The 25,182-nt window shown below is 59.8% G+C and carries 18 protein-coding genes, 1 pseudogene and 1 CRISPR repeat array; of the genes and pseudogenes, 12 read left to right on the top strand and 7 right to left on the bottom strand.

Features of this window, described 5'->3' with window-relative positions; translation table 11 throughout:
• Position 1 precedes the first annotated feature (1 nt).
• Genes cas6 through cas2 form a run of 8 tightly spaced genes read left to right on the top strand, consistent with a single transcriptional unit; the run spans position 2 to position 9,155 of the window.
• Positions 2-808, top strand: a complete 807-nt coding sequence (cas6, locus tag NP511_RS21735; protein ID WP_049905438.1) for a CRISPR-associated endoribonuclease Cas6 — start codon at positions 2-4, stop codon at positions 806-808.
• Entirely contained in the window at positions 801-2,921 is a 2,121-nt protein-coding gene (cas8b, locus tag NP511_RS21740; RefSeq protein ID WP_049967071.1) for a type I-B CRISPR-associated protein Cas8b/Csh1, read from the top strand. Before cas6 ends, cas8b begins: the two co-directional genes overlap by 8 nt.
• Positions 2,914-3,966: a type I-B CRISPR-associated protein Cas7/Csh2 gene (gene cas7b, locus NP511_RS21745; protein WP_049967070.1), complete on the top strand. Its 1,053-nt coding sequence runs from the start codon at positions 2,914-2,916 to the stop codon at positions 3,964-3,966. Before cas8b ends, cas7b begins: the two co-directional genes overlap by 8 nt.
• A 3-nt stretch (positions 3,967-3,969) precedes the next feature.
• Positions 3,970-4,758 (top strand): type I-B CRISPR-associated protein Cas5b, encoded by a 789-nt coding sequence (gene cas5b, locus NP511_RS21750; RefSeq protein ID WP_049967069.1) that lies wholly within the window; start codon positions 3,970-3,972, stop codon positions 4,756-4,758.
• The gene (locus NP511_RS23005) at positions 4,758-7,337 is read left to right on the top strand and encodes a CRISPR-associated endonuclease Cas3'' (protein WP_049967068.1); all 2,580 of its coding nucleotides are present in this window, start codon (positions 4,758-4,760) and stop codon (positions 7,335-7,337) included. The genes cas5b and NP511_RS23005 overlap by 1 nt, the downstream gene beginning before the upstream one ends.
• Positions 7,334-7,894 (top strand): CRISPR-associated protein Cas4, encoded by a 561-nt coding sequence (cas4, locus tag NP511_RS21760; RefSeq protein WP_049967067.1) that lies wholly within the window; start codon positions 7,334-7,336, stop codon positions 7,892-7,894. Before NP511_RS23005 ends, cas4 begins: the two co-directional genes overlap by 4 nt.
• Before the next feature lie 2 nt (positions 7,895-7,896).
• A complete protein-coding gene (gene cas1b, locus NP511_RS21765) occupies positions 7,897-8,889 on the top strand; it encodes a type I-B CRISPR-associated endonuclease Cas1b (RefSeq protein WP_006648202.1) in 993 nt (330 codons plus the stop codon).
• Positions 8,890-8,891: 2 nt separating this feature from the next.
• On the top strand, positions 8,892-9,155 hold the full coding sequence (gene cas2 / locus NP511_RS21770) for a CRISPR-associated endonuclease Cas2 (RefSeq protein ID WP_006648201.1): 264 nt from the start codon (positions 8,892-8,894) through the stop codon (positions 9,153-9,155).
• 112 nt (positions 9,156-9,267) lie between these two features.
• A CRISPR array of direct repeats spans positions 9,268-13,086; the repeat unit is 30 nt; unit sequence GTTTCAGACGGACCCTTGTGGGGTCGAAGC.
• Positions 13,087-13,457: 371 nt separating this feature from the next.
• Here the strand turns inward: cas2 and NP511_RS21775 are convergent.
• The 3 genes from NP511_RS21775 to tnpA all read right to left on the bottom strand — a co-directional run bounded on the left by NP511_RS21775 (position 13,458) and on the right by tnpA (position 16,932).
• Positions 13,458-14,702 carry an inorganic phosphate transporter gene (locus NP511_RS21775; RefSeq protein ID WP_049905436.1) on the bottom strand — a complete coding sequence of 415 codons (1,245 nt, stop codon included), beginning with the start codon at positions 14,700-14,702 and terminating at the stop codon, positions 13,458-13,460.
• A gap of 116 nt (positions 14,703-14,818) precedes the next feature.
• Positions 14,819-15,826, bottom strand: coding sequence for a DMT family transporter (locus tag NP511_RS21780; RefSeq protein ID WP_049967066.1), 1,008 nt, complete (start codon positions 15,824-15,826; stop codon positions 14,819-14,821).
• A gap of 707 nt (positions 15,827-16,533) precedes the next feature.
• Entirely contained in the window at positions 16,534-16,932 is a 399-nt protein-coding gene (gene tnpA, locus NP511_RS21785) for an IS200/IS605 family transposase (RefSeq protein WP_049967156.1), read from the bottom strand.
• A 53-nt stretch (positions 16,933-16,985) separates the two neighbouring features.
• Between tnpA and NP511_RS21790 the strand changes: the two genes are divergently transcribed.
• Both NP511_RS21790 and NP511_RS21795 read left to right on the top strand, forming a co-directional pair.
• Positions 16,986-17,141 (top strand): DUF2080 family transposase-associated protein, encoded by a 156-nt coding sequence (locus NP511_RS21790; RefSeq protein WP_084158357.1) that lies wholly within the window; start codon positions 16,986-16,988, stop codon positions 17,139-17,141.
• Positions 17,138-18,418: an RNA-guided endonuclease TnpB family protein gene (locus NP511_RS21795; RefSeq protein ID WP_049967065.1), complete on the top strand. Its 1,281-nt coding sequence runs from the start codon at positions 17,138-17,140 to the stop codon at positions 18,416-18,418. The genes NP511_RS21790 and NP511_RS21795 overlap by 4 nt, the downstream gene beginning before the upstream one ends.
• A 297-nt stretch (positions 18,419-18,715) precedes the next feature.
• Here the strand turns inward: NP511_RS21795 and NP511_RS21800 are convergent, their stop codons facing one another.
• Positions 18,716-19,141: a universal stress protein gene (locus NP511_RS21800; protein ID WP_049967064.1), complete on the bottom strand. Its 426-nt coding sequence runs from the start codon at positions 19,139-19,141 to the stop codon at positions 18,716-18,718.
• A gap of 432 nt (positions 19,142-19,573) precedes the next feature.
• On the opposite strand from NP511_RS21800, the gene NP511_RS21805 reads away from it, so the two are divergent.
• Positions 19,574-20,218 (top strand): SOUL family heme-binding protein, encoded by a 645-nt coding sequence (locus tag NP511_RS21805; RefSeq protein ID WP_049967063.1) that lies wholly within the window; start codon positions 19,574-19,576, stop codon positions 20,216-20,218.
• Between the two features lie 26 nt (positions 20,219-20,244).
• Here the strand turns inward: NP511_RS21805 and NP511_RS21810 are convergent, their stop codons facing one another.
• Positions 20,245-22,683 (bottom strand): heavy metal translocating P-type ATPase, encoded by a 2,439-nt coding sequence (locus tag NP511_RS21810; RefSeq protein WP_049967062.1) that lies wholly within the window; start codon positions 22,681-22,683, stop codon positions 20,245-20,247.
• A 564-nt stretch (positions 22,684-23,247) separates the two neighbouring features.
• Between NP511_RS21810 and NP511_RS21815 the strand changes: the two are divergent.
• Positions 23,248-23,881 (top strand): annotated as a pseudogene (locus NP511_RS21815) (IS6 family transposase).
• A gap of 44 nt (positions 23,882-23,925) precedes the next feature.
• On the opposite strand, the gene NP511_RS21820 reads toward NP511_RS21815, so the two are convergent.
• A complete protein-coding gene (locus NP511_RS21820; RefSeq protein WP_049967060.1) occupies positions 23,926-24,477 on the bottom strand; it encodes a hypothetical protein in 552 nt (183 codons plus the stop codon).
• A 9-nt stretch (positions 24,478-24,486) separates the two neighbouring features.
• On the bottom strand, positions 24,487-25,071 hold the full coding sequence (locus tag NP511_RS21825; RefSeq protein WP_049967059.1) for an LURP-one-related family protein: 585 nt from the start codon (positions 25,069-25,071) through the stop codon (positions 24,487-24,489).
• Positions 25,072-25,182: the final 111 nt, after the last annotated feature.

Raw genomic sequence — 25,182 nt, forward strand, 5'->3', positions numbered from 1 at the left:
AATGCGAGTAATAGCACACCTGCGAGCGCGCGCGGATACGGCCTACGATAATACGTACCATCACAAGCTTCGAGGCCGGATCTGGAACGCGCTTGATGGGACCGAATACGACGAAATACACGACAAGGATCGTCCGAAGGGGTTCACGTACAGTAATCCGTTTCCGCCGAGAGATATGCGAGAGGGCGACGAGCGGACGTTACTCGTAGCGTCGCCACATGAAGAACTGCTCGCCAACGTTGCGGCCGATCTCAAAGACAACCGAGAGTTAAATATCGGCGAGATGCCCTTCCATGTCGATTCGGTCAACGGACTGGCGACTGACGTAGGCGAACCGGGTACGTCGGGCACGATCGAGACAGGGACGGGCGTGTTAGTTCGGATCCCGCCGTGGCGCTTCGAGGAGTACGGCATCGACACCGACCACGATGAGGCGGAATTCTGGCGACCCCAACATACGGTGGAGCCATTCCGCAATCAGGTCGAGAACAATCTCGATAAGAAACACGACCTGTTTTGTCCCGACTACTTGCCCGGGCCGTCGGAAACTAGCGACGATCTGTTCGACGGCGCAGACCTGATCAAGACGTTCTCGATTCCGGTGACCGTGACACAGGGTCAACGCGAGACGTGGGTGTTGAGCAAATGGCGGTTCGACTATACCGTCCGCGACGACCACCACCGACGCCATCTGAATCTCGCGCTCGACACCGGTATTGGCGAGCGGAATTCGCTCGGATTCGGGTTCGTCAACATCACCGAGAAAGAGAACCAGCGATCGGGCCAGAGGGAACGCGTCGATGCTTGATCCTGACGAGTTCTACGACGAGTACCCACCCGAGCGACTGGAAGACGAACTCCCGGAGCGACCGATCTCGTCGCTCCGGGATATCCAGCATCTCTACGGTCGCCTGTACACGCTGGCGACGGCCGGTGGTGGCGACTACGCAGCGTATCTGACACCCGACCAGGCCAACGACCTGATCGGAGCGGAAGAGAGCCTGATTGTCGTCCGGGTCGATCTCTCCGGTGACCGACCCGCACTCGACGCAGATGAGCCCGTCAAGATTACCCAGTATGCCGACGATCTCATCCAGAAAGTCGCCCACTGTAAGTACAACGCCGCGCGCGGGATTGATCACAGCGTTACTCACCGCTCGGGACGCAACAGCAATCCTGAGAAGTTGGCCCGCTACGCCTGCGAGCGCCTGACCAAGTGGGCGACTGACGATGTCGTTCAGGATGTTGCCGACGAGTGCCCGGATGGAGAGGTTATTCGCGGGCTGGCAACCGTGGGCGATGAGGAATCGAATCTCGACCGGATCCGGTCTGCAGTCAAGGCCGAACTCGGCGGTTCGACTACAGCACTCCTAACCGTACAGGTTCGACGAGAAGTGGGTGCGGACTACGAGTGGCCCGGCGACGTGCCAGTGTTCAACGAGGCGATGCGTGCACGGAAGCTCTCGAAACTGGTCTCGAAGGGACAGGCGACGAACTCCGCTGGCCAGGCCACCGATCTGATCAGCGGTGAGCGCACCCGAACCGTCGGCACTGCGGAGGACCCGCTCAACTACTTCCTCGGCAAGCAGATGGAGAAGTTCCCGGGATTAGATCCGGACGAAGCGTGGCGGAGTCATCCGATCTCCGAAGACGGGGCAGTCACGCTGATGAATGCCGAGGAGTTCGTCGACGCCTGTTCCTACCGGACGTTTAACGCCGATGTGTATTACCTCCCGTACTTCCTCGGTCGGCCGACACCTGCGGAGACGTACAACCTGTACGCGGCGCTTCACAGCGTCACACAGGCCGACGACATGGGTCCGGTCCAGACGCTCTACGACGAGTTGGGTGATCACGAAGCGAATTCCGAGGGTCGACTGCGGTTTTACGTCGCAGCGGTCATGAAACACCAGATGTCCCGCTTCGACGTGTACGGCGAGACGCTGAACGGCCGGATCCACTACCCCACCGAGGTCGGGGAGCGACACGAACAGATCACGGAAAGTTGGGTCTTCGACGAGAACGACGACAGGAACGGGGATCGAACACCACCGATGCCCTCCCACGAGGAGTGGTCGCTCACCACGTATCAGGATTTCCGAGAGATGGTCGGATCGGGAGCCTACCTCTACCGGACGTTTCCCTTCACCGACGAGGACACCGATGCGACGGTGGACGACGAGCGAATCGATGTCCATGTGTCGATCCTCGCCGGCGACCCCGTACCGCGGACCCAGCTCGTCAGTGCCTACGTCGAGCGACTGCTCGATCGGGACGGCGACGATGTGCCGGAACTCCTGATCGCCTCCCAATTCGCACAGTTGTGCGCGCTCGAAAACGCTGATCTCGTCACGACGGACACCGGCGATACCGAATCGACACTGATCGACGGTCCCGATTACAACATTATGGAACCAGAACACGCGCGAACCGATGGCGGCACAGCCGCCCTCGATCGCACCGAGAAGCTTAAATCGTTCATCGAACAGACGGACGGTCTTGACGACCCCGAGCGGAAGGGTGCGTTCCTGCTCGGTACGCTCGTCGGCCAAGTCGGCACCTATCAGCAGGGCTACCACGACCGGTCGACGACTGTCATCGACCAGTACCCGATCAAGTCGATGACCAAAACCAAGATCAAGCGTATCACCCAGGAGGTAATCGACAAAGATGTCGTCTACTCCCGGGAGATGGCCAAGAAAGGGTCGAACATCAACTCGACGATGTACAAGGAAGTCACGAACGCTATCGTCGAAACCATGGCTGGAAACGATCCGTCGGGCTGGGAGATCAGCACCGACGATCTGCGCTTCTACTACGCCCTGGGACTGACCTACGGCATGAACGACCGATCGACGAACGAGGACGACGCAACGACCGACGACGAAACCACCGACGAATCCCCCGATACCAATGAGTGAACACTACCCCACTGTCTCGAACAGATCCGAAATCGTCTTCGCGTACGACGCAGTCGACGCGAACCCCAACGGCAACCCCCTCAGCGGTGCGAACCGACCGCGGATCGACCCCCATACGGATCAAGCAATCGTCACCGACGTTCGCCTCAAGCGCTACCTACGGGATCAGCTACAGGACGACGGCCACGGCGTCTACATCCGCAACGTCAAGGAAGACGGCGATCAGGCGACTCGCGAGGATCTCCTCGAGGCCCGGCTCAAGGACATCGACCTCGACGATGTCGACGAGGATGACATCGAGAACGCCGTCTTCAGTCAGTTCCTCGAAAACAGCGCCGACATCCGCTACTTCGGCGCGACTATGAGCGTCGACATGGATGACGAGAAAGTCGACCACCTTCCGGATCACTTCACTGGTCCCGTTCAGTTCTCACCCGGCAAGTCGCTCCACCGAGTCATGGAGAACGAGGAGTACAACAGCCTCACCAGCGTCATCGCGACCGGCGACGATAAGGCACAGGGCGGGTTCGACCTCGACGACCACCGGATCCAGTATGCCTTCATCGGGTTCCACGGACTCGTCGACGAACACGGGGCCGAAGACACGCTCCTATCGGATCGGGACGTGCGGCGGCTGGACACGCTGTGCTGGCGTGCGCTGAAGAATCAGACGATCAGCCGGAGCAAGGTCGGACAGGAGCCCCGGCTCTACCTCAGAGTCGAGTACGCTGACGAGAGCTTCCATCTCGGCGGACTCGATCGGGACCTCGAACTCGACAGTGCAGAATCCGAACCCGTCGAGGAACTCCGAAATGTCCGCGACATCTGTGTCGACGTGTCGGCACTGCTCGAGCGACTCGACGGTGCGTCCGATCGAATCGACACCGTCCACGTCGTCGCCAGCGATGTCCTCGAAGTCTCCGTCGACGGTGAGACGGGCGGCCACGAGTTCCTCTACGATGCCCTCGAATCAGCGGTCGGTAGTGAATCCGTCCGGGTGATCGATGTGTACGAAGATGCGAAAGCGACCGCGCCGGAGGAGTGACCTGTGACCGAGTACGCACCGGCCGGATCGGGGCTCCCCGATGGCGCTGAGACGTGCCTGTCGTTCACGGTCAGCGGACCCTGGGGACACTTCCGGCGTATCGAGGGTAACATCGTGAAACAGACGTACCGCGTCATCCCGCGGACCACTGTCGCCGGCTTGATCGCGGCGATGCTGGGCATCGAACGTGACGGCTACTACGATCTTTTCGCCCCGGGTGAGTCGCTGGTTGCAATCGAACCAACGAGCGAACTGCGGACGATGAAGCTACCGATGAACACGCTCTCGACCGCCGACGAACACATGGCGTCGCTAAACCCTCGCGGAAAACTTTCCATCAAGCTCCCCGATCCGTCCAAGCCCCGACAGCAGCACAACTACGAGGTCCTCGTCGATCCTGCCTATCGGATCGACGTGTGGCTCGATGACGACGAGCGATACGACCAACTCCGCTTGCTGCTCGAATTGGGTGAATCGTACTACGTTCCGAGCCTCGGTCTCTCTGAGTACTTGGCGACGGTCGATTACCACGGTGAGTTCCCGATCGAGCAGGGACCCGGCGATGACACGGTAGCTATCGACTCGACCGTCCCCGAAGCCGTCGACTCGATCGTTCCCGATCCGGAGACACGCTACCAGATCGAGCAGACGCCCGCGTTCATGGAACGCGACGACGGTGGTCGGACGACCAGCGCGTTCGTCTCCTACGCCTACAACCCGGACGGTGGCTCGCTCACATTCACTGACGTGGCGACGTACTCAGTGGATGATCGGACCGTGGTGTTCACCTGATGGTGGATACGCCGATTTCTCATCCCGCCGAGGACGGTGACGAGGCGACCTTGCTCCTCGATCACCTAAACGAGGTGGCCGAGCGGGCCGAGTCCGTCGTCTCCACAGATGCAACGACGATCGGCGACGACCCGCTCACCGAGATGGTGGCAATAGTGGCACGATGTCACGACTTCGGGAAGGCGACGACGTGGTTCCAGGAGTACGTGGTTGATGAGCGAGACACCAGCAAGCGGACGAACCACTCCCTGTTCGGGGCCTATCTCGGGTACTATGTCCTCGATCGGTTGGGCTACGACAGCGAGGACTGTCTCGCGGCCTTCGTCGCTCTCGCGAAACACCACGGTCGTCTCCCCGATACGGAGGAATACGTCGAAGGAGTTTCGCGCTTCGACAACAAGAGCGAGGCGAGCAACGAGCGCCAACGAGTCGTGATCGAACAGGTCGAGAATGTCAATGACCATCGCCGGACGTTCGCGCGATCGTTCGTCTCTGACGCTACCGACGGTAACGGGTCGTGGGAGGAGTTCGCCGAGAAGATCAACGATGCGGACGACTCCCTGTTCGATACCGTCTACGATCACGTCTCCATGTTCGGTTTCGGCAGCGACCGCTCGGCACCTTCCGACGAGTTCTACGAACTGCTCCTCCAGCTTTGGAGTGGGCTGATTCTCGCCGACAAAACGGTGGCTGCCGGTGTCGAGGACGGTGATCTCGACGCATCCGAGCCGGATACTCGTACGCTCTCGGAGTACATCGCCGACCTAGGAGGAGATACCGACGGAGACAGTCAGGAAGACGCTCTCGATACGCTTCGTGACGAGGCGAGAGACGACGTACTCGACGGTGTCGAGCAGTTCCGCGACTCGGATACGTCGATCGCAACGCTGACACTACCAACCGGGATGGGCAAGACGCTGACCGGTCTCAATGCTGCTCTCGCACTCCGAAACGAGAGTGAACGGGTCGTCTACGCATTGCCTTTTACCTCCGTCATCGATCAGGTCGCCGACGAACTCACGGACGTGTTCGATACCGACGCTCGAGACGACCTGTTGACGATCCACCACCATCTGGCCGAGACGGTGACGAAACTCGGTGATCCAGATGACGATCCCGACGAGCATGCCCGACTCGCGGAGATGGTCGCCGAGAGCTGGCGCTCCGGGATGACGCTCACGACGTTCGTCCAACTCTTCGAGAGCCTCGTTGGCCCGAGTAACACCCAGTCGATGAAACTGCCGGCGCTGTACGATTCCGTGATCGTGCTGGACGAGCCCCAGGCATTGCCAATGGAGTGGTGGAAGCTCGTCCGCCGAATCACGACGATCCTCACAGAAGAGTACAACGCGACGATCATCGCTATGACTGCGACCCAGCCGGCGACAAACGACGAGGATGCGGCGTCTCAAGCCCTGTTCGACGACGCGTTCGAACTGGTCAACGACGTGGATAGATACTTCGATCACTTCGAACGAGTCGAGTACGACATTCATGATTCTGTACTCGCGTTCGACGACACTGACGCAACAGTAGACTACGAGACCGCTGGCCGGACGATCCTCAACGAGACCGGCGAGACCGAGTCGGTACTCGCGATCTGTAACACCATCGACAGCGCCACCGAACTCACGGATTCGATCGAGGAACGCGAAGCGGTCGTCGACGTTGGTCGGTGTCTCGAGTTGGAACTCGACGATGACGGAGCTGACGTGGACGCTCTCGTCAAACGGGTCGAGGCGACGCTCGGTTCGAACGAACGAGCACTCGTCCACCTCTCAACTCGCCTTCGTCCGCGGGACCGGCTTGCGCTCATCGAAGCCACGAAGCAACTCACCGAGTACGACGTTCCGATCGTGGCGGTGTCGACGCAGCTCATCGAGGCTGGGGTAGACATCAGCTTCGATCGAGTGTACCGCGACATCGCACCGATCGATAGCGCCGTTCAGGCGGCGGGTCGGTGTAACCGGTCGTTCGAGAGTGATCTCGGAGCGGTGACGCTCTGGTGGCTTGCTCCACCAGCGGGCACGACCAAGACCCCAGCACAGGCCGTCTACGACTCTGAGGGAGTGAGTACGATTTCACTGACTTCCAAAACACTCGACGCGATCGGTGCGAACGACGGAACCGTCGCCGAACGGACGATGACCCGCGAGGCCGTTCAGCACTACTACGGTCTCGTCGCCGGTCGCAATCCGGGATCCCCACAGTACGTCGAGTGGGTCGATGAGGCGAAGGGAGCGAAGCTCGGCACACTCTCGCTGATCGGCCAACGAGAGAGCGTTGACGTGGTCGTCTGCCGAACGGACGCCGACCGTGATTTGGTCGATGCGATGGAATTGGCCGTGAGAGAATTCGACTACGACGCGTTCGACGACCGGCGCGACGAAGCCAAGGAGATCACTGTTTCGCTCCCGATCTACAGCCAAGACTCGACCGAGGCCGAGACAGCTCGACACCTTGAACCGCTCGGTGATACTGACCTCTGTGTACTCAGGCGGCCACAGGGGACCTCGTACTTCGACACAACGAAGGGGCTCGCTGTGGATGAGCCGAGCGTCGACGACCGGTTCCTATGACCGATTCATCGACTGACCCTGTCGACCGGTTTCTCGACGCTGCTAGAGACGAGACCGCCGAACTCCCCTTCCGGCTGACCGGCGTTATGTTCCAGTACTACGTCGTCTGTGAGCGAGAACTCTGGTTCCTCAGCCGTGACGTAGAGATCGATCGTGACACGCCATCAATCGTTCGCGGCAGCGACGTTGACGACTCGGCTTACTCGGACAAGCGCCGAGACGTGCGCGTCGATGGGATCATCGCGATCGACGTACTGGACAGCGGCGAGATCCTGGAGGTCAAACCCTCGTCGTCGATGACTGAACCAGCGCGGCTGCAGCTGCTGTTCTACCTCTGGTATCTCGATCGGGTCACCGGCGTTGAGAAGACTGGTGTCCTGGCACATCCGACAGAGAAACGACGCGAGACGATCGAACTGACCCCGGAAACCAGCGCCGAAGTCGAATCGGCTATCCGTGGAATCCGTGAGGTCGTCACCGCAGAATCGCCGCCACCGGCCGAGGAGAAGCCGGTCTGTGACTCGTGTGCCTATCACGATTTCTGCTGGAGCTGTTGACCATGAACGACAACTACCACGTGTTTTCCGACGGACGGATCGAACGCCAGGACGATACGGTGCGTGTCGTCACCGACGACGGCGAGAAGAAGTACCTCCCAGTCGAGAACGCCGAGGCGATCTTCCTCCACGGACAGATCGAGTACAACACTCGTTTCGTCTCCTTCCTCAATCAGGAAGGCGTCGCAGTCCACGTCTTCGGCTGGCACGACCACTATGCCGGCTCAATCATGCCAAAGCGGGGCCAGACCTCCGGCCAGACGATCGTCGACCAGGTCCGGGCCTACGACGACCCGAGCCACCGCCTTGAACTTGCGAAGGCGTTCGTCGACGGCAGCATCCACAACATGCGATCGAACGTCACCTACTACGACGGGCGTGGATACGACTTCGAGCATGTGCTGGAGGAACTGGAGGATGCACGGGCGTCGCTCAACGGGATGGGAACGATCGACGAGACGATGGGCGTTGAAGCGCGCGCCAGGAAAGCGTACTATTCGACTTTCGACGAGATCCTTCCCGAGGGATTTGTCTTCGGTGGCAGGCAGTACAATCCTCCGAATAACGAGGTCAACAGCCTGATCTCCTTCGGCAACTCGCTGGTCTACGCGAACGTCGTCTCGGCGATCCGCGCGACTGCGCTGGATCCGACGGTCAGTTACCTCCATGAACCCGGTGAACGACGATACTCACTGGCCCTGGACATCGCCGACCTGTTCAAGCCGCTGCTCGCCGATCGAGTCATCTTCAGACTCGTCAACCGCGGCCAGCTAACCACCGACGACTTTGAAGCCGACATGAATTCCTGTCTCCTGAACGAAGGTGGCCGAAAAACCTACTCGAAAGCATACGAGGAAACTCTCGACGAGACGATCGATCACCCAGATTTAGGAAAGAAGGTGAGCTACCAGTATCTCCTCCGTGTTGAAGCGTACAAACTGAAAAAACACCTCCTGACCGGCGAGGAGTATGTCCCGTTCCGACGGTGGTGGTGAGTATGGTCTATGTCGTCGTGGTCTACGACATGGAAGCCGACCGTACTCACAAGATGCTGAAGTTCCTTCGGAGATATCTCACACACGTTCAAAACTCTGTACTCGAGGGGGACGTGACTGAGGGCGACCTCGAAAAGATCCGATCCGGCGTCGACGAAATGCTCAAACCCGGTGAATCGACGATCATCTACCGCGTTTCCTCTGAGAAGATGGTTGAGAGAACCGTCTTCGGTGACGATCCTGCCGCCGACGATCAGTTCCTCTAACCATCCCTGGTTGTTCCATCGACCCCGGGGGGTTCAGAGGTTATCGAGGGTCGACGGAAACGATGAAGTGTGAACGGCCAATAGAGCTGTTTACGTGGTCTAATTGACCATGGTTTCAGACGGACCCTTGTGGGGTCGAAGCCTGAATCTCTGCGAGGACTGTCACGACGCCCTCGGGTTTCAGACGGACCCTTGTGGGGTCGAAGCTGCGACCGCTGCTTCGAGGGTCTCGAGCAGCGCGGCGTTTCAGACGGACCCTTGTGGGGTCGAAGCCGGAAAGCGCTCGACGACGTCGCCGAACAGTACCGGTTTCAGACGGACCCTTGTGGGGTCGAAGCGAGGACGGCGAAGCGACGACCTGTCCGCGCTGTCGGTTTCAGACGGACCCTTGTGGGGTCGAAGCGGCACCTCCGTTGGTCCGAAGCTCGCGCTCGTCGTGTTTCAGACGGACCCTTGTGGGGTCGAAGCTGAACCAATAACCGCCACCGTCGTAACACAGGAAAACAGTTTCAGACGGACCCTTGTGGGGTCGAAGCAGGAGGTAGGCGTTGGTCTCCTCGATCGCCGGGGCGGTTTCAGACGGACCCTTGTGGGGTCGAAGCAGCGTCTCGATGGTCGGTTTCCACTCCTCGAGTTCGGGTTTCAGACGGACCCTTGTGGGGTCGAAGCGTGTCCCGGTGCGAGCCGCCCCCGTGCCAGCGGAGTTTCAGACGGACCCTTGTGGGGTCGAAGCGGTCGAGGTCACGCTCGATCAGTGACGCAGTACAGTTTCAGACGGACCCTTGTGGGGTCGAAGCCGTCGGAAGGTGTCGGCGGCGTGTTCATCCGCTTCGTTTCAGACGGACCCTTGTGGGGTCGAAGCCCCACCTGGATCGGGTTCAGGAGGCGGTGGTAGCAGGTTTCAGACGGACCCTTGTGGGGTCGAAGCTTAATAAGCCGCCGTATAGCGACCTAATAGGTCACTGTTTCAGACGGACCCTTGTGGGGTCGAAGCCGGGACAACCGGGACGGACGACCTCCCCGAGGACGGTTTCAGACGGACCCTTGTGGGGTCGAAGCGTTACTGCCTCATAACCAGGTCGTGGATCGTCAGTGAGTTTCAGACGGACCCTTGTGGGGTCGAAGCCCGGCGATCGACGTCGAGGGGACGGACTACCTCGAGTTTCAGACGGACCCTTGTGGGGTCGAAGCTCTGATGCGCCCCTGGCATCGCGGTGCGCTCGTGGTTTCAGACGGACCCTTGTGGGGTCGAAGCGGTAGACACGGAGGCTGATCACGATGAGTGACGGGTTTCAGACGGACCCTTGTGGGGTCGAAGCGGACGGCACCGTGCAGGTGGCGGTCCAGACGGACGGGTTTCAGACGGACCCTTGTGGGGTCGAAGCTGAACTCGAGGACGCCGGCGGTCTCAACAACGAGGGTTTCAGACGGACCCTTGTGGGGTCGAAGCTGGAGGCCCGGCACTCGCGGTCGCGTCCGCGAGGGGTTTCAGACGGACCCTTGTGGGGTCGAAGCGAGGAGCAGGGCGTCGGCGAAGGGACGACGCTCACGTTTCAGACGGACCCTTGTGGGGTCGAAGCGGAGATCGGGCGGCGCGACGTTGGGCCCTGGAACTGTTTCAGACGGACCCTTGTGGGGTCGAAGCACGAGCGTCGACGGCGTCGAGGCGACCGACGACGGTTTCAGACGGACCCTTGTGGGGTCGAAGCGCCACAGTCGGGACAGAACAGGAGATCCGACCACCGTTTCAGACGGACCCTTGTGGGGTCGAAGCACTGACCGACAGTATCCCCGTATTAGGCCCGCTAGTTTCAGACGGACCCTTGTGGGGTCGAAGCTCGCTATAGAGGATTGGATTCGGCTTGATATCGCCCAGTTTCAGACGGACCCTTGTGGGGTCGAAGCGGACCTGTCGCTCGAGGTGGTCAGAGGAAGTGGGGTTTCAGACGGACCCTTGTGGGGTCGAAGCCATCACCGAGCCGGCACTCGACAAAGACGACGCCCGTTTCAGACGGACCCTTGTGGGGTCGAAGCCATTCCTCACTCCCCGTTTCCGAATCTACTGCATAGGTTTCAGACGGACCCTTGTGGGGTCGAAGCGCGGCCCGGATCTCGACCTCTCGAGTACCAGCGACTGGTTTCAGACGGACCCTTGTGGGGTCGAAGCCCGAGAAGGCCGTCGAGAGTCCGCTCTGCGTAGCGTGTTTCAGACGGACCCTTGTGGGGTCGAAGCCCCAGGGCACCGACTGGTATGCCTGCCAGATTCGCGGTTTCAGACGGACCCTTGTGGGGTCGAAGCCTTGTGGAACCGAACGTGTGCCTCCTGTCGAAGGCTCGTTTCAGACGGACCCTTGTGGGGTCGAAGCACAGACGAGCGTCAGCGGATGCACGTCGACGGTGCGTTTCAGACGGACCCTTGTGGGGTCGAAGCTCGATTAGGGGGTCCTCGAACGCCGAGTCGCCGGTTTCAGACGGACCCTTGTGGGGTCGAAGCGGTAACTACGTTCAGGACACTGAAACGATCGCGTCGGTTTCAGACGGACCCTTGTGGGGTCGAAGCCCGTTGGCGATGATCTTGTCGCCCTCGACGTGGTCGTGTTTCAGACGGACCCTTGTGGGGTCGAAGCCCACCCGAGAAGCCCGGGTTTGGTCGTCGGGGCCAGTTTCAGACGGACCCTTGTGGGGTCGAAGCGTCCAGACGCCCATGTCGGCCGTCGAAAGCATCCAGTTTCAGACGGACCCTTGTGGGGTCGAAGCAAGACCAACAGCAGCAGTTCGAAGAACAGTTATCCGGGTTTCAGACGGACCCTTGTGGGGTCGAAGCGCGTAGTCGAACCCGAAGGAATCGTCCTGATTGGTAGTTTCAGACGGACCCTTGTGGGGTCGAAGCCGGGCTTGGTCGGGCTCAAGACGGATCACGGCCAGTTTCAGACGGACCCTTGTGGGGTCGAAGCCTCGATGCGCTCGACTGGCTCGACATGGGCGACCGCGTTTCAGACGGACCCTTGTGGGGTCGAAGCGCGATCGCGGCGATCGGCCTCGGGGCCGGCTCCGCGTTTCAGACGGACCCTTGTGGGGTCGAAGCCTCCTTGGTCCGCTCGGGCGCCGGATCGCTCGCGTTTCAGACGGACCCTTGTGGGGTCGAAGCAGGACACGATCGTCGTCCTCGTTGTCCTGGCGATCGTTTCAGACGGACCCTTGTGGGGTCGAAGCCACAGATCCGAGACCGCGTTCTGGACGGGCTCGGTGTTTCAGACGGACCCTTGTGGGGTCGAAGCTACCACGATGGCGTTAACATGATCCCATACCTCGACGGTTTCAGACGGACCCTTGTGGGGTCGAAGCTACCACGATGGCGTTAACATGATCCCATACCTCGACGGTTTCAGACGGACCCTTGTGGGGTCGAAGCCACTGCTCCGAATGGAGGAGCCAATCCTCGATCTCGTTTCAGACGGACCCTTGTGGGGTCGAAGCCTCGTCGCGGACCGTGTCGCAGTTGTCACAGCGTTTCAGACGGACCCTTGTGGGGTCGAAGCCTTGGGTCCGCAGCCGGTCGAGGTAGTCCGAATAGTTTCAGACGGACCCTTGTGGGGTCGAAGCGACCCGAACCGTGACGAAGACACTGACGACGACGAGTTTCAGACGGACCCTTGTGGGGTCGAAGCGCGTCGCGGACGGCCCGCACAGCGCCGAGTTCGGGTTTCAGACGGACCCTTGTGGGGTCGAAGCGCCTTCTTCGGCGCGCCGCTGCTGGAAGTCTTGCCCTGGTTTCAGACGGACCCTTGTGGGGTCGAAGCACTCGCGACACCCACGACTGATCCCGCTCGAAGACAGTTTCAGACGGACCCTTGTGGGGTCGAAGCTCGACCTCCGGTTCGTGCCGGTCCATGAGAGCCTTGTTTCAGACGGACCCTTGTGGGGTCGAAGCGACGACTTTAGCTGAATTGAGGCGCTAAGCCTCCTTCCTCAGCGAGCGCCGACCGAACGGGAGGTGCGAGCAGGGAGGGAATACAGCGCCTCAATTCAACTAGGGACGATGACGTCGGCGGCCCGGTCGGTCTCCGAGGACTATAGGACATATCCTCAAGGAGATCCGATTCGACTGAGGGCCGGACTGGGGCTAACGTAACGGCGGCTGATATCACAATCGACGGGACGGTCAAGGCACTGGGCCGTACCGGTGAAATCACCGTTGCGGCTAGCGACGAACTGACCTAGAGTCCAAGTGCCTACTCGTTCGACACCCCCACTGGAACCGGCTCCGTTGCATGTGGAGGACGGTGTCTCGGTGAATGCCACTCACAGCAGGAACACGAACACCGGGTACGAGGTGGCAATCGCCAGTGCCGGCGTCAACACCCACATCGTGACGATGCGCTTGGCCGCGCTCGGATCGAAGAGGCTCCGCTCGTCGAGATCAGCCGGTCCTTCCGCGCCGACATCCGGTACGTCTGGGACGTCCGCTGGTTTCTCTGCCGGCTTCTCCTGGCGAGCGATGTCCCCGATGGTCGGGCCAGCAGGAGCCTCCTCGGCGCGGGAGGTGACCAATGCCCCTGTTGCGACGTCTACTTCCGGCCGCTCGGGTGTTGGGATTGCCAACTCCACCAGTGTCGCCGCCCGACTCGCTCGACCCCATCCGAGCCCAATAATCGTCGATGTCGTACTCACCGCGAGACTCGCGGGAATCCCGAAATAGGAGAGAATCGTGATCACTGTCCCACCGACGACGGAAACGATCAGCGATGCGAGGATCGGTAGTTCCGTAATATCGTCCCCGACCGTCTCCAGCGTGCGACGGGCGATAGTAAAACTGCCCAACCCGAAGGCTGCCACCGCAAGCAGGACGCCCTGATTGACAGTGAGCGATCCCCCCGAACCGACGAGGGGAGCCACTGCGTTCGCCGCGTTCGACGCCCCCGCCGAGAACGCCATATAACAGGCGATGACGACCACCGAGAGTGACCCGACGATGTCCTGTGGTGATGCGTTCTTATTTAAATACGGACGTGGAACTGTCCCCGACCGGTCAAGCTGGACGAAATGGAGATCGAATTTCGTAAACGCGATGTAACGGTCGAGATACGGGTAGATGTAGCGTCCGACTACGGCCCCGATGAGGAAACACGACAGGGGTGCGACGATCCACGCCGAGACGATAACGAACATCAGCGCCCGATTGAGAGTGTCGGATGCGAGACCCAATCCGACGATCGCCCCGACAGCCGTCATCGAGGTCGAAGCTGGAACCCCATAGAGATTGGACACGAACAACGACGCGCCCGTGAAAAACAGGACGGCGACGCTTGCAGCGGGCGTGAACTGGGTTGCCGGCACGATACTGCTACTCATCGTCGCGATGACGTTCCGACCGACGGTCCACGCACCGATAAAGCCGAAGGCGACGAACAACGCGCCAGCGGTCGTCTTTCGGACCAAGCGCGAGCCCACTGCCGGACCGAACGCCACGCCCGTTGATGACCCTCCGATGTTGAACCCGACGAATATCGCGACACCGATACCGACGACAGTTAGCAGCATAACCATCGTATCTGAGTCAACATTATCCGACTGCTATATATATGTCCTGACGCCGGCCCCGAGTGCTGCTTTTTATCTATTTCGTGAGTGCAGCGTGTCTCGAGCGGACGACCGAGCGGCAGTCAATCGCCTGGTTGCAGTGAGGTCTGGGAGTCGGTTTCCGTCTTGTACACGTTCCCTTGGATACGGACTTCATCGCGTTCGAGCAACCGATCGTGGTCAGCCGTGTTCGAAGTGGCCCGGGTCAGCCGCCAGAGCGGCCGGATATTACAAAGCGCGAATCCGACGACGATGAGCGCGAATCCGGCGACGGTCGCCATCGTGATTCCCTCCCCGAGCAGGGCTGCGCCGAAGACCGTCGCGACGATCGGTGTTGCGTAGTTGATGAGGCTAATGTTCGTTGCGCCGGTTCTCTCTAGCAACGTGAAATACAGGAGGAAGCCGCCCGCTGTCGCGAAGACCCCGAGGTATGTGAGCGCAGCGGCTGCCGACGGCGTCCACGTTACGTTTCGGAGCGTTGCTCCAGAATAAGCGTACGCCGTCACGTGGAGGAACACTGCACCGGTACCCATCGCCCACGCATGGAGTGCCATCGTTGGGAGGTCCGCCGACCAGCGTTCGGTCAGGACGGAGCCGAGCGCGAAGACGACTGCGGACGCCAAGAGAAGCCCGATGCCGAGGAGCTGTCCATCAACGGACCCACCGGCAATTGCAATCGAGATTACGCCGGCGAGTCCAGCACAGAGCCCGACGACATCCGTGACGTAGATCCGTTCCGTCGAGAGGACTCGAATGGCGATGATCGGCGTGATAATCGGTGTGAAACTGAGGACGATCGCAGCGACACCGCTCGTGACGTAGCTCTGGCCGATGAACGAGAACGCGAAGTGCGCTCCGATGACGAGGATGCCGTTCGAGAGGATAAGAGCGAGGTCGGCTTTCGTCCGGGGACGCCACCGAAGCCGGCCGAGTAGCACCGCGCCGACAAAAATGACCGCAGCAATATCTAGTCGGGCCGCTGCGAAGAGAAGCGGTGGGAGCGTTTCGAGTCCGACCTCGATCGCTGTGAACGCCGTTCCCCAGACGAGTGCAAGCACACCGAACAACAGCACGTCTTCTGTCTTTGTCATGTTATCATTGCATAGTATGTCATTGCTTCAAAGTCGATGTAGTCTCTATAAGCGGCTCAACTAAACGATTTGCGGGGAGAGAGATAACACGACTCAATGACTGTCTCCCCCTTGGTAATCATTATCTAGACATGCGGATCGGTACGAATGAGCGGCAATGAAATCCCCTATCATCAACTAAATTTAAATTAGCTCCTATGAGGTTACTGGTTGATTCACTGAGGAAAAAGTCGACGAACGGGGTTCCCCACCATCCATCGCATGCAATAGCAGATCTACCAGCGGAAGAACAGTTCCCGGACCAACGAGAATGCAGAGAAAAATCGACTGTGTGGGACGAACACCGATCTCGGCCAGTCGATTACCAATCTAATCACAGTTTCGACATGATTTCGGAACTGGAGTAGCAGTGGTTCCCTCGCTCTTTGATAGTCATGTCACGAGTACACACACGGTATGGAATCGGACCAATACGGTAGTATTTCTGGGATTTGCCTCTTCTTCATCCGGGATATCGCCTTGCTTGCCCACTGATCCGGTTGCGACGATGCTTGCCATCGTTGCCCTCATGATGCTGTCCACCATGGTTGCCAGCATGGTCGTTTGGCTACTCGTGTACTGGTGGGCCAAACCATGACGGAAGTTCTACACAAAAGACAGGCCGAGTGCCTCGGGGCTTGACCCCGAGGGTGAAGGCGTAAGCTCAGCTAAACGTGTTCCGTTCGCTCAATATACTGTTCAATCGTCTCGCTCGACACTGTGCCTGCCGTCCCAACGTAGTACGACTCTTCCCAAAACCCACCACCCCACAAATACTGTTCCAGAAACGGTTCGTGTTGCTCCCACATCTCTCGCGCTGTGATGCTCTTGACCGTTCGCACAATCTTGCTCGGTGCGTGTTTCGGATGCGTGGACAGGAACACGTGTACGTGGTCAGGAGATATATGCAACGATTGTAGGTCATAGCCGTACTCATCACATACCTTCTGGAAACACTCGTCCAACGAATCCTCAATTGGCTCCAGTATCGCGTGGCGGTACTTCGGACACCACACGAAGTGATAGTTGACGTTGTACACCGTGTGATTTGACCGTTTCTCCCCGATATTGGACATACCACACCGACACACTTAGGTATATCTAATGGATATACTCAGGTATGACGAATCGATTTGAAATCGACGGCGAAGAAGTTCTCGACGGAGAGGTCAAACCGTTCGGGAACAGCGCCCACGTCACCGTCCCAAAACGCTGGCGTGGCGCAGACGTGAAAGTCGTTCGTACCTCAGAACCCACCGAACAAGTCGAAGAATGACAACCGAAGAGCCGACTCTCGTGAAGACTCTGGATTTCCAACTCGACATCCAGAGTGACAACGAGAGTCTGCTCAAAGACGCCACCCTCGAAGCCCGCTGGGTGTACAATGAAACCATCCGCCTTGCCAAAGAAGGTGTGGACTGGGACGATATTTCTCCTCGCCTCGAAGACGAGGCCGACCTCATCAAGAACACAACTCAACGCATCGTCGCCAAAGCCTTGGAAGCGATGGAGAATTACTACGACTACGACGACTACAACATTCCCAGCCACACCAAAGATGGCGCGTACCCACTTCGAGCCAACTACGAAGAAGGCTACAACCTGTCGCTCACCGATGATGGTGAAGTGGCGTTTCGCATCAGCGCGAAACCCTACAACCACGTCAAAGGCATCCTCAAAGGTAGTGACGCCCACCTTGATTTGCTCAAGAACGCACTGACGAGCGATGAGTGGAAAGTCACGACCAGTGAAGCCCTGTGGCGCGGGGGAGAACCTGAACTTCACGTCAATATTCGCAACACCGAACGTACTGTGCGAGACAAGCAGGACTCTCGGACGGTTATCGGCGTCGATGTGAACGAGGACAACATAGCTCTCACTTCACTTTCCGAGGATGGCGTCGAGGATACGTTGGTTATCGACTTCCCCGAAATCAAGTTCGAGCGCCACCGCTATTTCACGATGCGGAAGCGCGTGCAGAACGCGGGGAAGAGCAGCATCCACGACACGCTGGAAGGGCGTGAGGAACGGTTCGTCCGCGACCGACTCCACAAAGTGAGCCGTCATATCGTGGAGTGGAGTCAGCAGTTTGAGAAGCCGTGCATCGTCTTTGAAGACCTCAAAGAGATGCGCGACAGTATCGACTACGGCACGCGGATGAACCGACGCTTGCACTACCTCCCGTTCCGCGCTCTCCAGTTCTATACGTCGTACAAGGCTGCGTTCGAGGGAATCCCCTCGGAATCGATTGACCCGTACAAGACGAGCCAACGGTGCCCGTTGTGTGGGCACGCTGAACGGGCGAATCGGCGGAAGAAGCGATTCAAGTGCAAGTCTTGTGATCATCAAGACCACAGCGACCGTAGTGCAAGCGTCAATATCGCCGTGAAAGGCATCGAGAAGTATATGGATTGGAATGTGCCTGCTCTCAACAGCCTTCCCGTTGTTCGGAAGGTGCGACGGCAGGCATCGGGGCTTGTGGACAGCCCGACCGTGACCCACCCGACCGTTCGAGGCTACCCTGCCGATGGTCAGGTGGAAGTATCTGATTAAACCACGGGAAGAAGCCTCGGGGCTTGACCCCGAGGCGGTTCACTGCGTCACGCCACGAAGGTAGTACTTGGAGCGGTGGCTTCGTCACGAGGGGCTCGGATACTGGTGGACCCAATCCGGGACACGGACCGCCGGAGCGTGTGATCTCGGACCGAACGTGGGTATGCCTCTGACAGAGTGCGGTGTCTTCGCCTCCTCTCGTCCCGCACTCAAAGTAGATGTCGGGATTCCCTCATATGTGACTTTCGCATTCTATACAATATAGTGCAATTTTAGAACAGGCAGACGATTCGGCAGCTATCGTGCTATGAGAACGGGCACCGGTGATCGGCGAGCGACCCTCTCCGCGATGCTTCCGAGCAGGATGCGCGACAGTCTCTCCTGACTGTGGCTTCCGATGACTATCAGGTCGACCGATTCTCCTTCGGCCTGTGCGACGATACGGTGATCGGGCTCACCCGTGACGACGTTCGTTTCGAGACCGCGACCGCGCTCGGTTGCGATTTCAGTCGCGGACTCAAGGACGTCATCCGCGTATTCCTGCGCTCGCTCAGTAACGGGTAGTTGCAGTTCGGGACCGACGATTTGTGCCCAGCGTCCGTTCGGGACTTCGATGACATACAGCGCTATGACCGTTGCCTCCGGAAACTCGTCGAAGGCCAACTCGAGTGCGTCTGTTGCCCGTGGTGATCCGTCGTATGGGACGAGGATTCGATCGGCCATACCGAACGGAGTCGTCCTTTCGGTATATACCCATCACCCGGGTTCGAAGGGCGGAAGAGCGGCGGTAAGGGAGCGAGGGGCCCCTCGGCTTCCCAAACACTCACTTCCCCCTCGTCGGACGCTGTGAGTCACCTCTCCGAAACCGAAGTCGGCTCGTCCGAGACGGTAGCGATCCGTACGAGTCTATCGATGCGCATCGGGTTGCCGATAGGTTCGGTAACTCGAGTGACGAGTCCGGTAGTTGGGAAGCCACCGCCAACGGCAGTGACCTCCTCGGACGATCGTCTCGAGGATTGTATATCCGAGCGAACCGTCGTCGTCCCGCATCGGGTACACGGCGTCACGTCGAGACGGTCGGCGCGATCGACGACCGATGTGAAATACCTCGAAGCTACCCCATGGGACTATTGACCGGTACGGTGTACGGGTCCTATGCGATCGGCACGAAAGGCGCTACTCGGTATCGGCGGCCTGCTCGTCTTGTGGATCGGGTGGGGCGTGTACGTCGATCGAACGACCGAACGCGTCCCGTCGGAAACGCTGGGCCGCTTCGACGGCGTTGAGATCCGTCGCTATCCCAGGACGGTTCTTGCCGAAACGACGGCAGGGGATGCGCGGACGGCGTTTGGACGTCTCTTTCGCTACATCTCGGGCGCGAACGCGCGCCGCGAGGAGTTGTCGATGACCGCGCCGGTGGCGGTCCGCGGTACTGCGATTCCGATGACCGCGCCCGTGCGAACGGGGTCCGACGGGGGTGACGTGACGATGGCGTTCTACCTCCCGCAGACGTACACGTCCGAAACCGCGCCGACGCCGACCGATGCCGACGTTCGACTCGTCGTCGAACCGCCGCGGACGGTCGCAGTCCGCCGGTTCTCGTGGTACGCGACGGACGAGCGCGTCCGTCGGGAACGGGAGCGGCTCCGTGAGGAACTCACACGACGAGATCTCGAGACGGACGGCGAGCCGGCGTTGCTCCAGTACAACGATCCGTGGACGCCGCCGTTTATGCGAACGAACGAGATCGAAGTCCCCGTTGCGGACGTTCCGGACGACCGCTACAGCGACCATAACTAAACGGTAACACGGGAGTAATCCGGAACTCAGGCGGTATCCTCGTCGGACAGTAGTGGACGAGTCGAATTCACGACGACCAGCAGACTGCTCCCGCCCATCGCAAGCGCTGCAAAAAGCGGGTTCAACAGACCGAGCACGGCAAGCGGGATCGCGATGGCGTTGTAGCAAAACGCCCACGCGATATTGCCTTTCACACGGCGATTCGTCGCTCGAGCGAGTTCGAAAACCGTCCCGACGGACGCGAGGTCGTCATCGACGAGGGCGACGTCCGCGGCGTCAGCGGCCATCGCAGTCCCGCCGCCTAGAGCAATGCCGAGATCGGCCGCGGCCAGCGCCGGTGCGTCGTTGGTTCCATCGCCGACCATCACCGTCCGTCCCGTCTCGTTGAATCGCGTGACGGTCTCGGCCTTTCCTTCCGGCGGAACGCCCGCAAACACGTCGTCGACGGCAGCGTGATCCCGAAACTGCTGTGCCGCCCGGGCATCGTCGCCAGTGAGGACGACTACATCTTTCCCATCGTCGGAAATAGATGCCACCGTCTCGTCCCAGTTCTCCCGCAGTTTGTCACCGACGACGATGACGCCTTCAGCAGTCCCGTTGCGACCGACAGCGACCGGAACTCGTCCGGTTTCACGGTTGTTCGCAATTCGATCGGTGATGTTCGCGGGAACGTCCCAGTCGTGATCGCGGAACAGGTCCGGGTGGCCGACGATGATCTCGTCCCCGTCGACAATACCCGAGACGCCGTTCCGATAACTGTCGAAGGAATCGACGCGATCGGCCGGTGAATCGGCGTCCGACCCGGACTCGACCGATCCACCGTCGGGCACCGGTCGCACGGCGGCGATCGCTTCACCGACCGGATGTGACGAGCGCTGCTCGAGAAGCGCCGCTTTCTCGAGCAACGCCGTCTCGAGGTCGGTCTCGGTGACGGTCATTTCACCCGTCGTCAGTGTGCCGGTCTTGTCGAAGATGACGGTCTCCGCGTCGCGGATTCGCTCGAAGATGCTATCGTCGAAGACGACGATCGAGCGTTCCAACGCGTCGCGGACCCCTGCGGCGACTGCGAGCGGCGTCGCCAGCCCGAGCGCACAGGGACAGGAAACGATCAACACCGTGAGCCCGACTAGAAGGGCGGAAACGCCGTTCCCGAGAAGGAGGTTCACGCCCGTAACGACGACTGCGAGAGCGAGAACGACCGGCACGAAGATCGTCGCCAGTTTGTCCGCGAGTTTCTGAATCCCATGAGAGCCGCTTTGCAGGTCCCAGACGAGTTCGGTGATCCGATCGAGGCTACTCGTCGCCTCCGCTCCGACGCGGACGGTCACCGCGCCGTCCGTCACCATCGAGCCGCCGACGACGGTATCGCCCGCGGTCTTCCGAGCGGGAAGGGACTCACCGGTGACGACCGCCTCGTCGACGGCTGCGTCACCGTCGACGACCGTCCCGTCGACGGGGACTCGTTCCCCGGACCGGACCAACACGCGATCATCGACCTCGAGGTCCTCGACTGCGACCGCTTCTGCCTCACCGTCTTCGCGAACGCGACGGGCTTCGTTGACCTGGATGGAGGTCAGGTCGGAGAGGCGCTCGGTCGCCTCCTGCTTGATCGACGATTCGTAATAGTTGCCGACCGTGACGATAACGATTATCGCGACGGTCACGTCGTAGTAGATGTGTTCGCCACCGAACACGATCGAGAGCGTACTGTAGAGGTACGCGCTCACGGCCGCGATCGCGACGAGGAGATCCATGTTCGGCGACCGCGTTTTCACGCTGACGTACGCCCCCTGGAGGATCGGCTTGCCAGTCACGCCCAGGATGATCGTCGTGAGCGCCGCGATGACGACGTAGAATGGCGTGGCGACGGAACTCGCGAGCGCGCTTTCGAAAAACTCCGTGACCCGATCGCCGTAAAACAGGCCGCCGAAGTACGTCGGGTAGATGATGACGAGGTACTGCAACATGACGGACATTCCCATGAGGACGCCGACTGCGATTCGCCCCATCTCCCAGTTATTCGCTCTCCGACGGCTGAACGTATCGTCACGGGCGTAGGCGCTATAGCCGAGTCCGCTGATCTCCTCTTGGAGGTCGGCCGCCGAGACGCGGTCCGGATCGTGATCGATTCGAACCGTGTCGGTCACGTAACTCGAGCTGGCGTCACTGACGCCGTCGATCGTCGTCGCAGCCGATTCGATAAACGCCTCGCAGGTCGCACAGTGCATCCCGTCGACTTCTAGAAACGTCGCGTCGTGATCCGACGGGACCTCGCGATCGGACTGTGAATCGTCTCGAGCGCGGCGGACGTCGTCGGCGTCGATGTCGTCGACGTCCCCGAGGGTGACGTAGACATCTCGACAGCCAGTACAGCAGAACCGATTGCCGTCCGCTACGATGTCACTCCCACTGACGGGGAGATCACAGAGTGTACAGCTGGGTTCTGACGGAGAGGTGTCGGACATTCGTTAGTCACTAGTAGCCGTTGCCGCGATTTGTTGTGTGTCGATTCCTCCGTAGAACGATCGTTTCGAGTGTCGCATCCGCGGTCTTCTCACCTCGTGCGCCAGCAGGACGTCCTCGAGCGCGACGACCGCGACTCCACGTAATCGGTGTACTCGCCGGCACCGACTGCCATCACTGGCATCGATCACGGCACGCGAGATGTACGTTCCGATACAGTACACTCCCGCGAGAAACAACGCCACGGCACTGCCAAAGCGTGGAACCTGATACATGTCGATCAGTTCGGACTGTGATATCGGCCGAGCTAGTCGCTTGGAAGGGTAATGTATTTCGTCTCCTCTCCCGGGAGTTATCGAACCCACACCCTGTTGCACAACTCCTTGTTTGGGCCGCGTAGTGCGGTCGGCCACCCGCTCAGAAATTCCGTCCCCACGGACGGAACACTCTTCCGCTTCCGTTGGCTGCCGAAAGTCGCTACTCGAGAGGCGAAATGCTCAATCGCGGAGATAGTGGCCGTGTTTAGTTAAGCGTGAAAAGTGATGCGGCACGATTTTCTGGTGCCTATGCTAAAAATCGACCCGCTCAGCGGGTGTAGCGACTGGATCGATTTGAGTTTTGTGGAGCGAGAACGGACACCGCGTCAACTACTGGAACTCGGTATTCGACTTCACCTTGCTTGGTTGTCGCTTTCGAATACAGTTCAAGAACTCGAAATATCCGGGTCGAACGATCGCGAAAGGCCGTTCATGAGTGGGTACAGAAAGCCGATCTACAGCCAGAGCTGACGCGACTCCGAATCACGTTGCGCTCGACGAGACCGTGATTCAACTCGATGATCATCGGTATTGGCTGTACGCTGCAGTCGACCCTGAAACGAACAGAATTCTCCATATGCGGCCGTTCTCGACGACTACGACCGCGTTGACTGAACGATTTCTGCAAGAACTCACGGAGAAACACGATGTCGAAGACGCCGTGTTTCTCGTCGATGGCGCCCAGCATCTCCAGACAGCACTCCGTCGACACGGACTCCGATTTCGATACGAAAAGCACGGAAATCGGAATGCTGTCGAACGTCTATTTAGGGAGATAAAACGCCGTACCTCTTCGTTCTCAAACTGTTTCAGCCACGCTACCCCATCAACCGCAGAATCGTGGCTTCAAGCCTTCGCCGTCTGGAAGAATGCTACAAACTAAACACGAGCCGTAAGTCTAGGAATACTTTTATATAGCGGTTCGCGTTACGCCAGATCGGAGAGGCTCTCGCCGACGCGGAAGCCGATCGGTTCGCCGACCTCCTCGGAACCGAGTGCGACACCGAGTAACTGCTCGTCGGGATCGCTAATCGTCACCGTTTCGCTCGCCCGCGATCGTCCGTCTATTTCGGTGTCAGTCAGTTCGACGGTCACTTCGTACGAGCCGGCATCACCCCACACGTCGTCGTACACTGCGACGGACTGTTCGTCGTCTCCGGAGGCCGACCCTTCGTTGTCGTTCTCCGACTCCGACGGAGCGAGGTCGAACGTCTCGTCGAGAACCGTTTCACCGGCGGGGTCGCCGACGGCGATGGAACCGGCGACTCGTCGGTCGGTTTCGTTGAACACGTTGACCTGTTCGAGCAACCGGTCTCCGATGAAGTCCATTGCGGTCGTACAGCCGGCTACCGCCGTCAGTAGCGCCGTTGCGCTCGCAGCGAGAGCCGCCCGTCTGGTGTGGGTGCCGTCCCGAGGCGTCCGTTCCCGACTGCGATCTCGGCGGCGAATGCCGTCACTCGAGGCGTCGTTCCGTTCCATGGTTCGAACTCAGTGCCCCTCGATCGCGTCGATGACCATCGCGGCGGCCACGACTGGGACCCGCGGCACGGAACTGGCGTCGTCGATCTCGATGTCGTACCGATCTTTCATCGAGAGCTGCCCCGAGATCGAACCCACGTGGCCGCCGTCGGCGTCGGTGATTTCGTAGTGGTGTGGGATCAGGTTCCCTAAGAGCCCCGTCCGGAACAGACCGACGAACTTCCGAGACGTGATCGCCGCCAGCTCGGCGTCGGTCTCGGGGTCACGGATCGTCCAGGTCGCTCCCATGATCTGCTCGAGGAGCGAGTACTCGTGGTCGAGAACGACGACGTCCTCGCCGCTCCGAGCGTCCGTGAGAACGTACTGACCCTCGTAGTCCCGGATCTGCTGTGCCGTCACGGTGAACACGTCATCGCCGTCCGCGTCGACGAACGGGAACTCCTCTTTGAGTTCGAACGTCTTTTGCTTCCCCTCGAGGACCGTATTTCCGCGGTCATCGAGGGCCGTGTACTGGTTCCGTATCAGGTTCTGTTCGACGGTGTACTGGTCGGCCGAGAGGTCGAGCCCCTCGATATCGTAGTTCGACGCCTCCATGGACAGTCCCTGTGGCCACGGAAGCAAGAACCCAGTTGCGGTGTCTCTCGCTCCGAAACAGTTCCGTTTCTGTCCCAGCGACGCTGTCTGCCGTCACCGTCGTTCCTCGTG

It is taken from the genome of Natrinema thermotolerans, assembly GCF_031165565.1.
GTDB lineage: Archaea > Halobacteriota > Halobacteria > Halobacteriales > Natrialbaceae > Natrinema > Natrinema thermotolerans.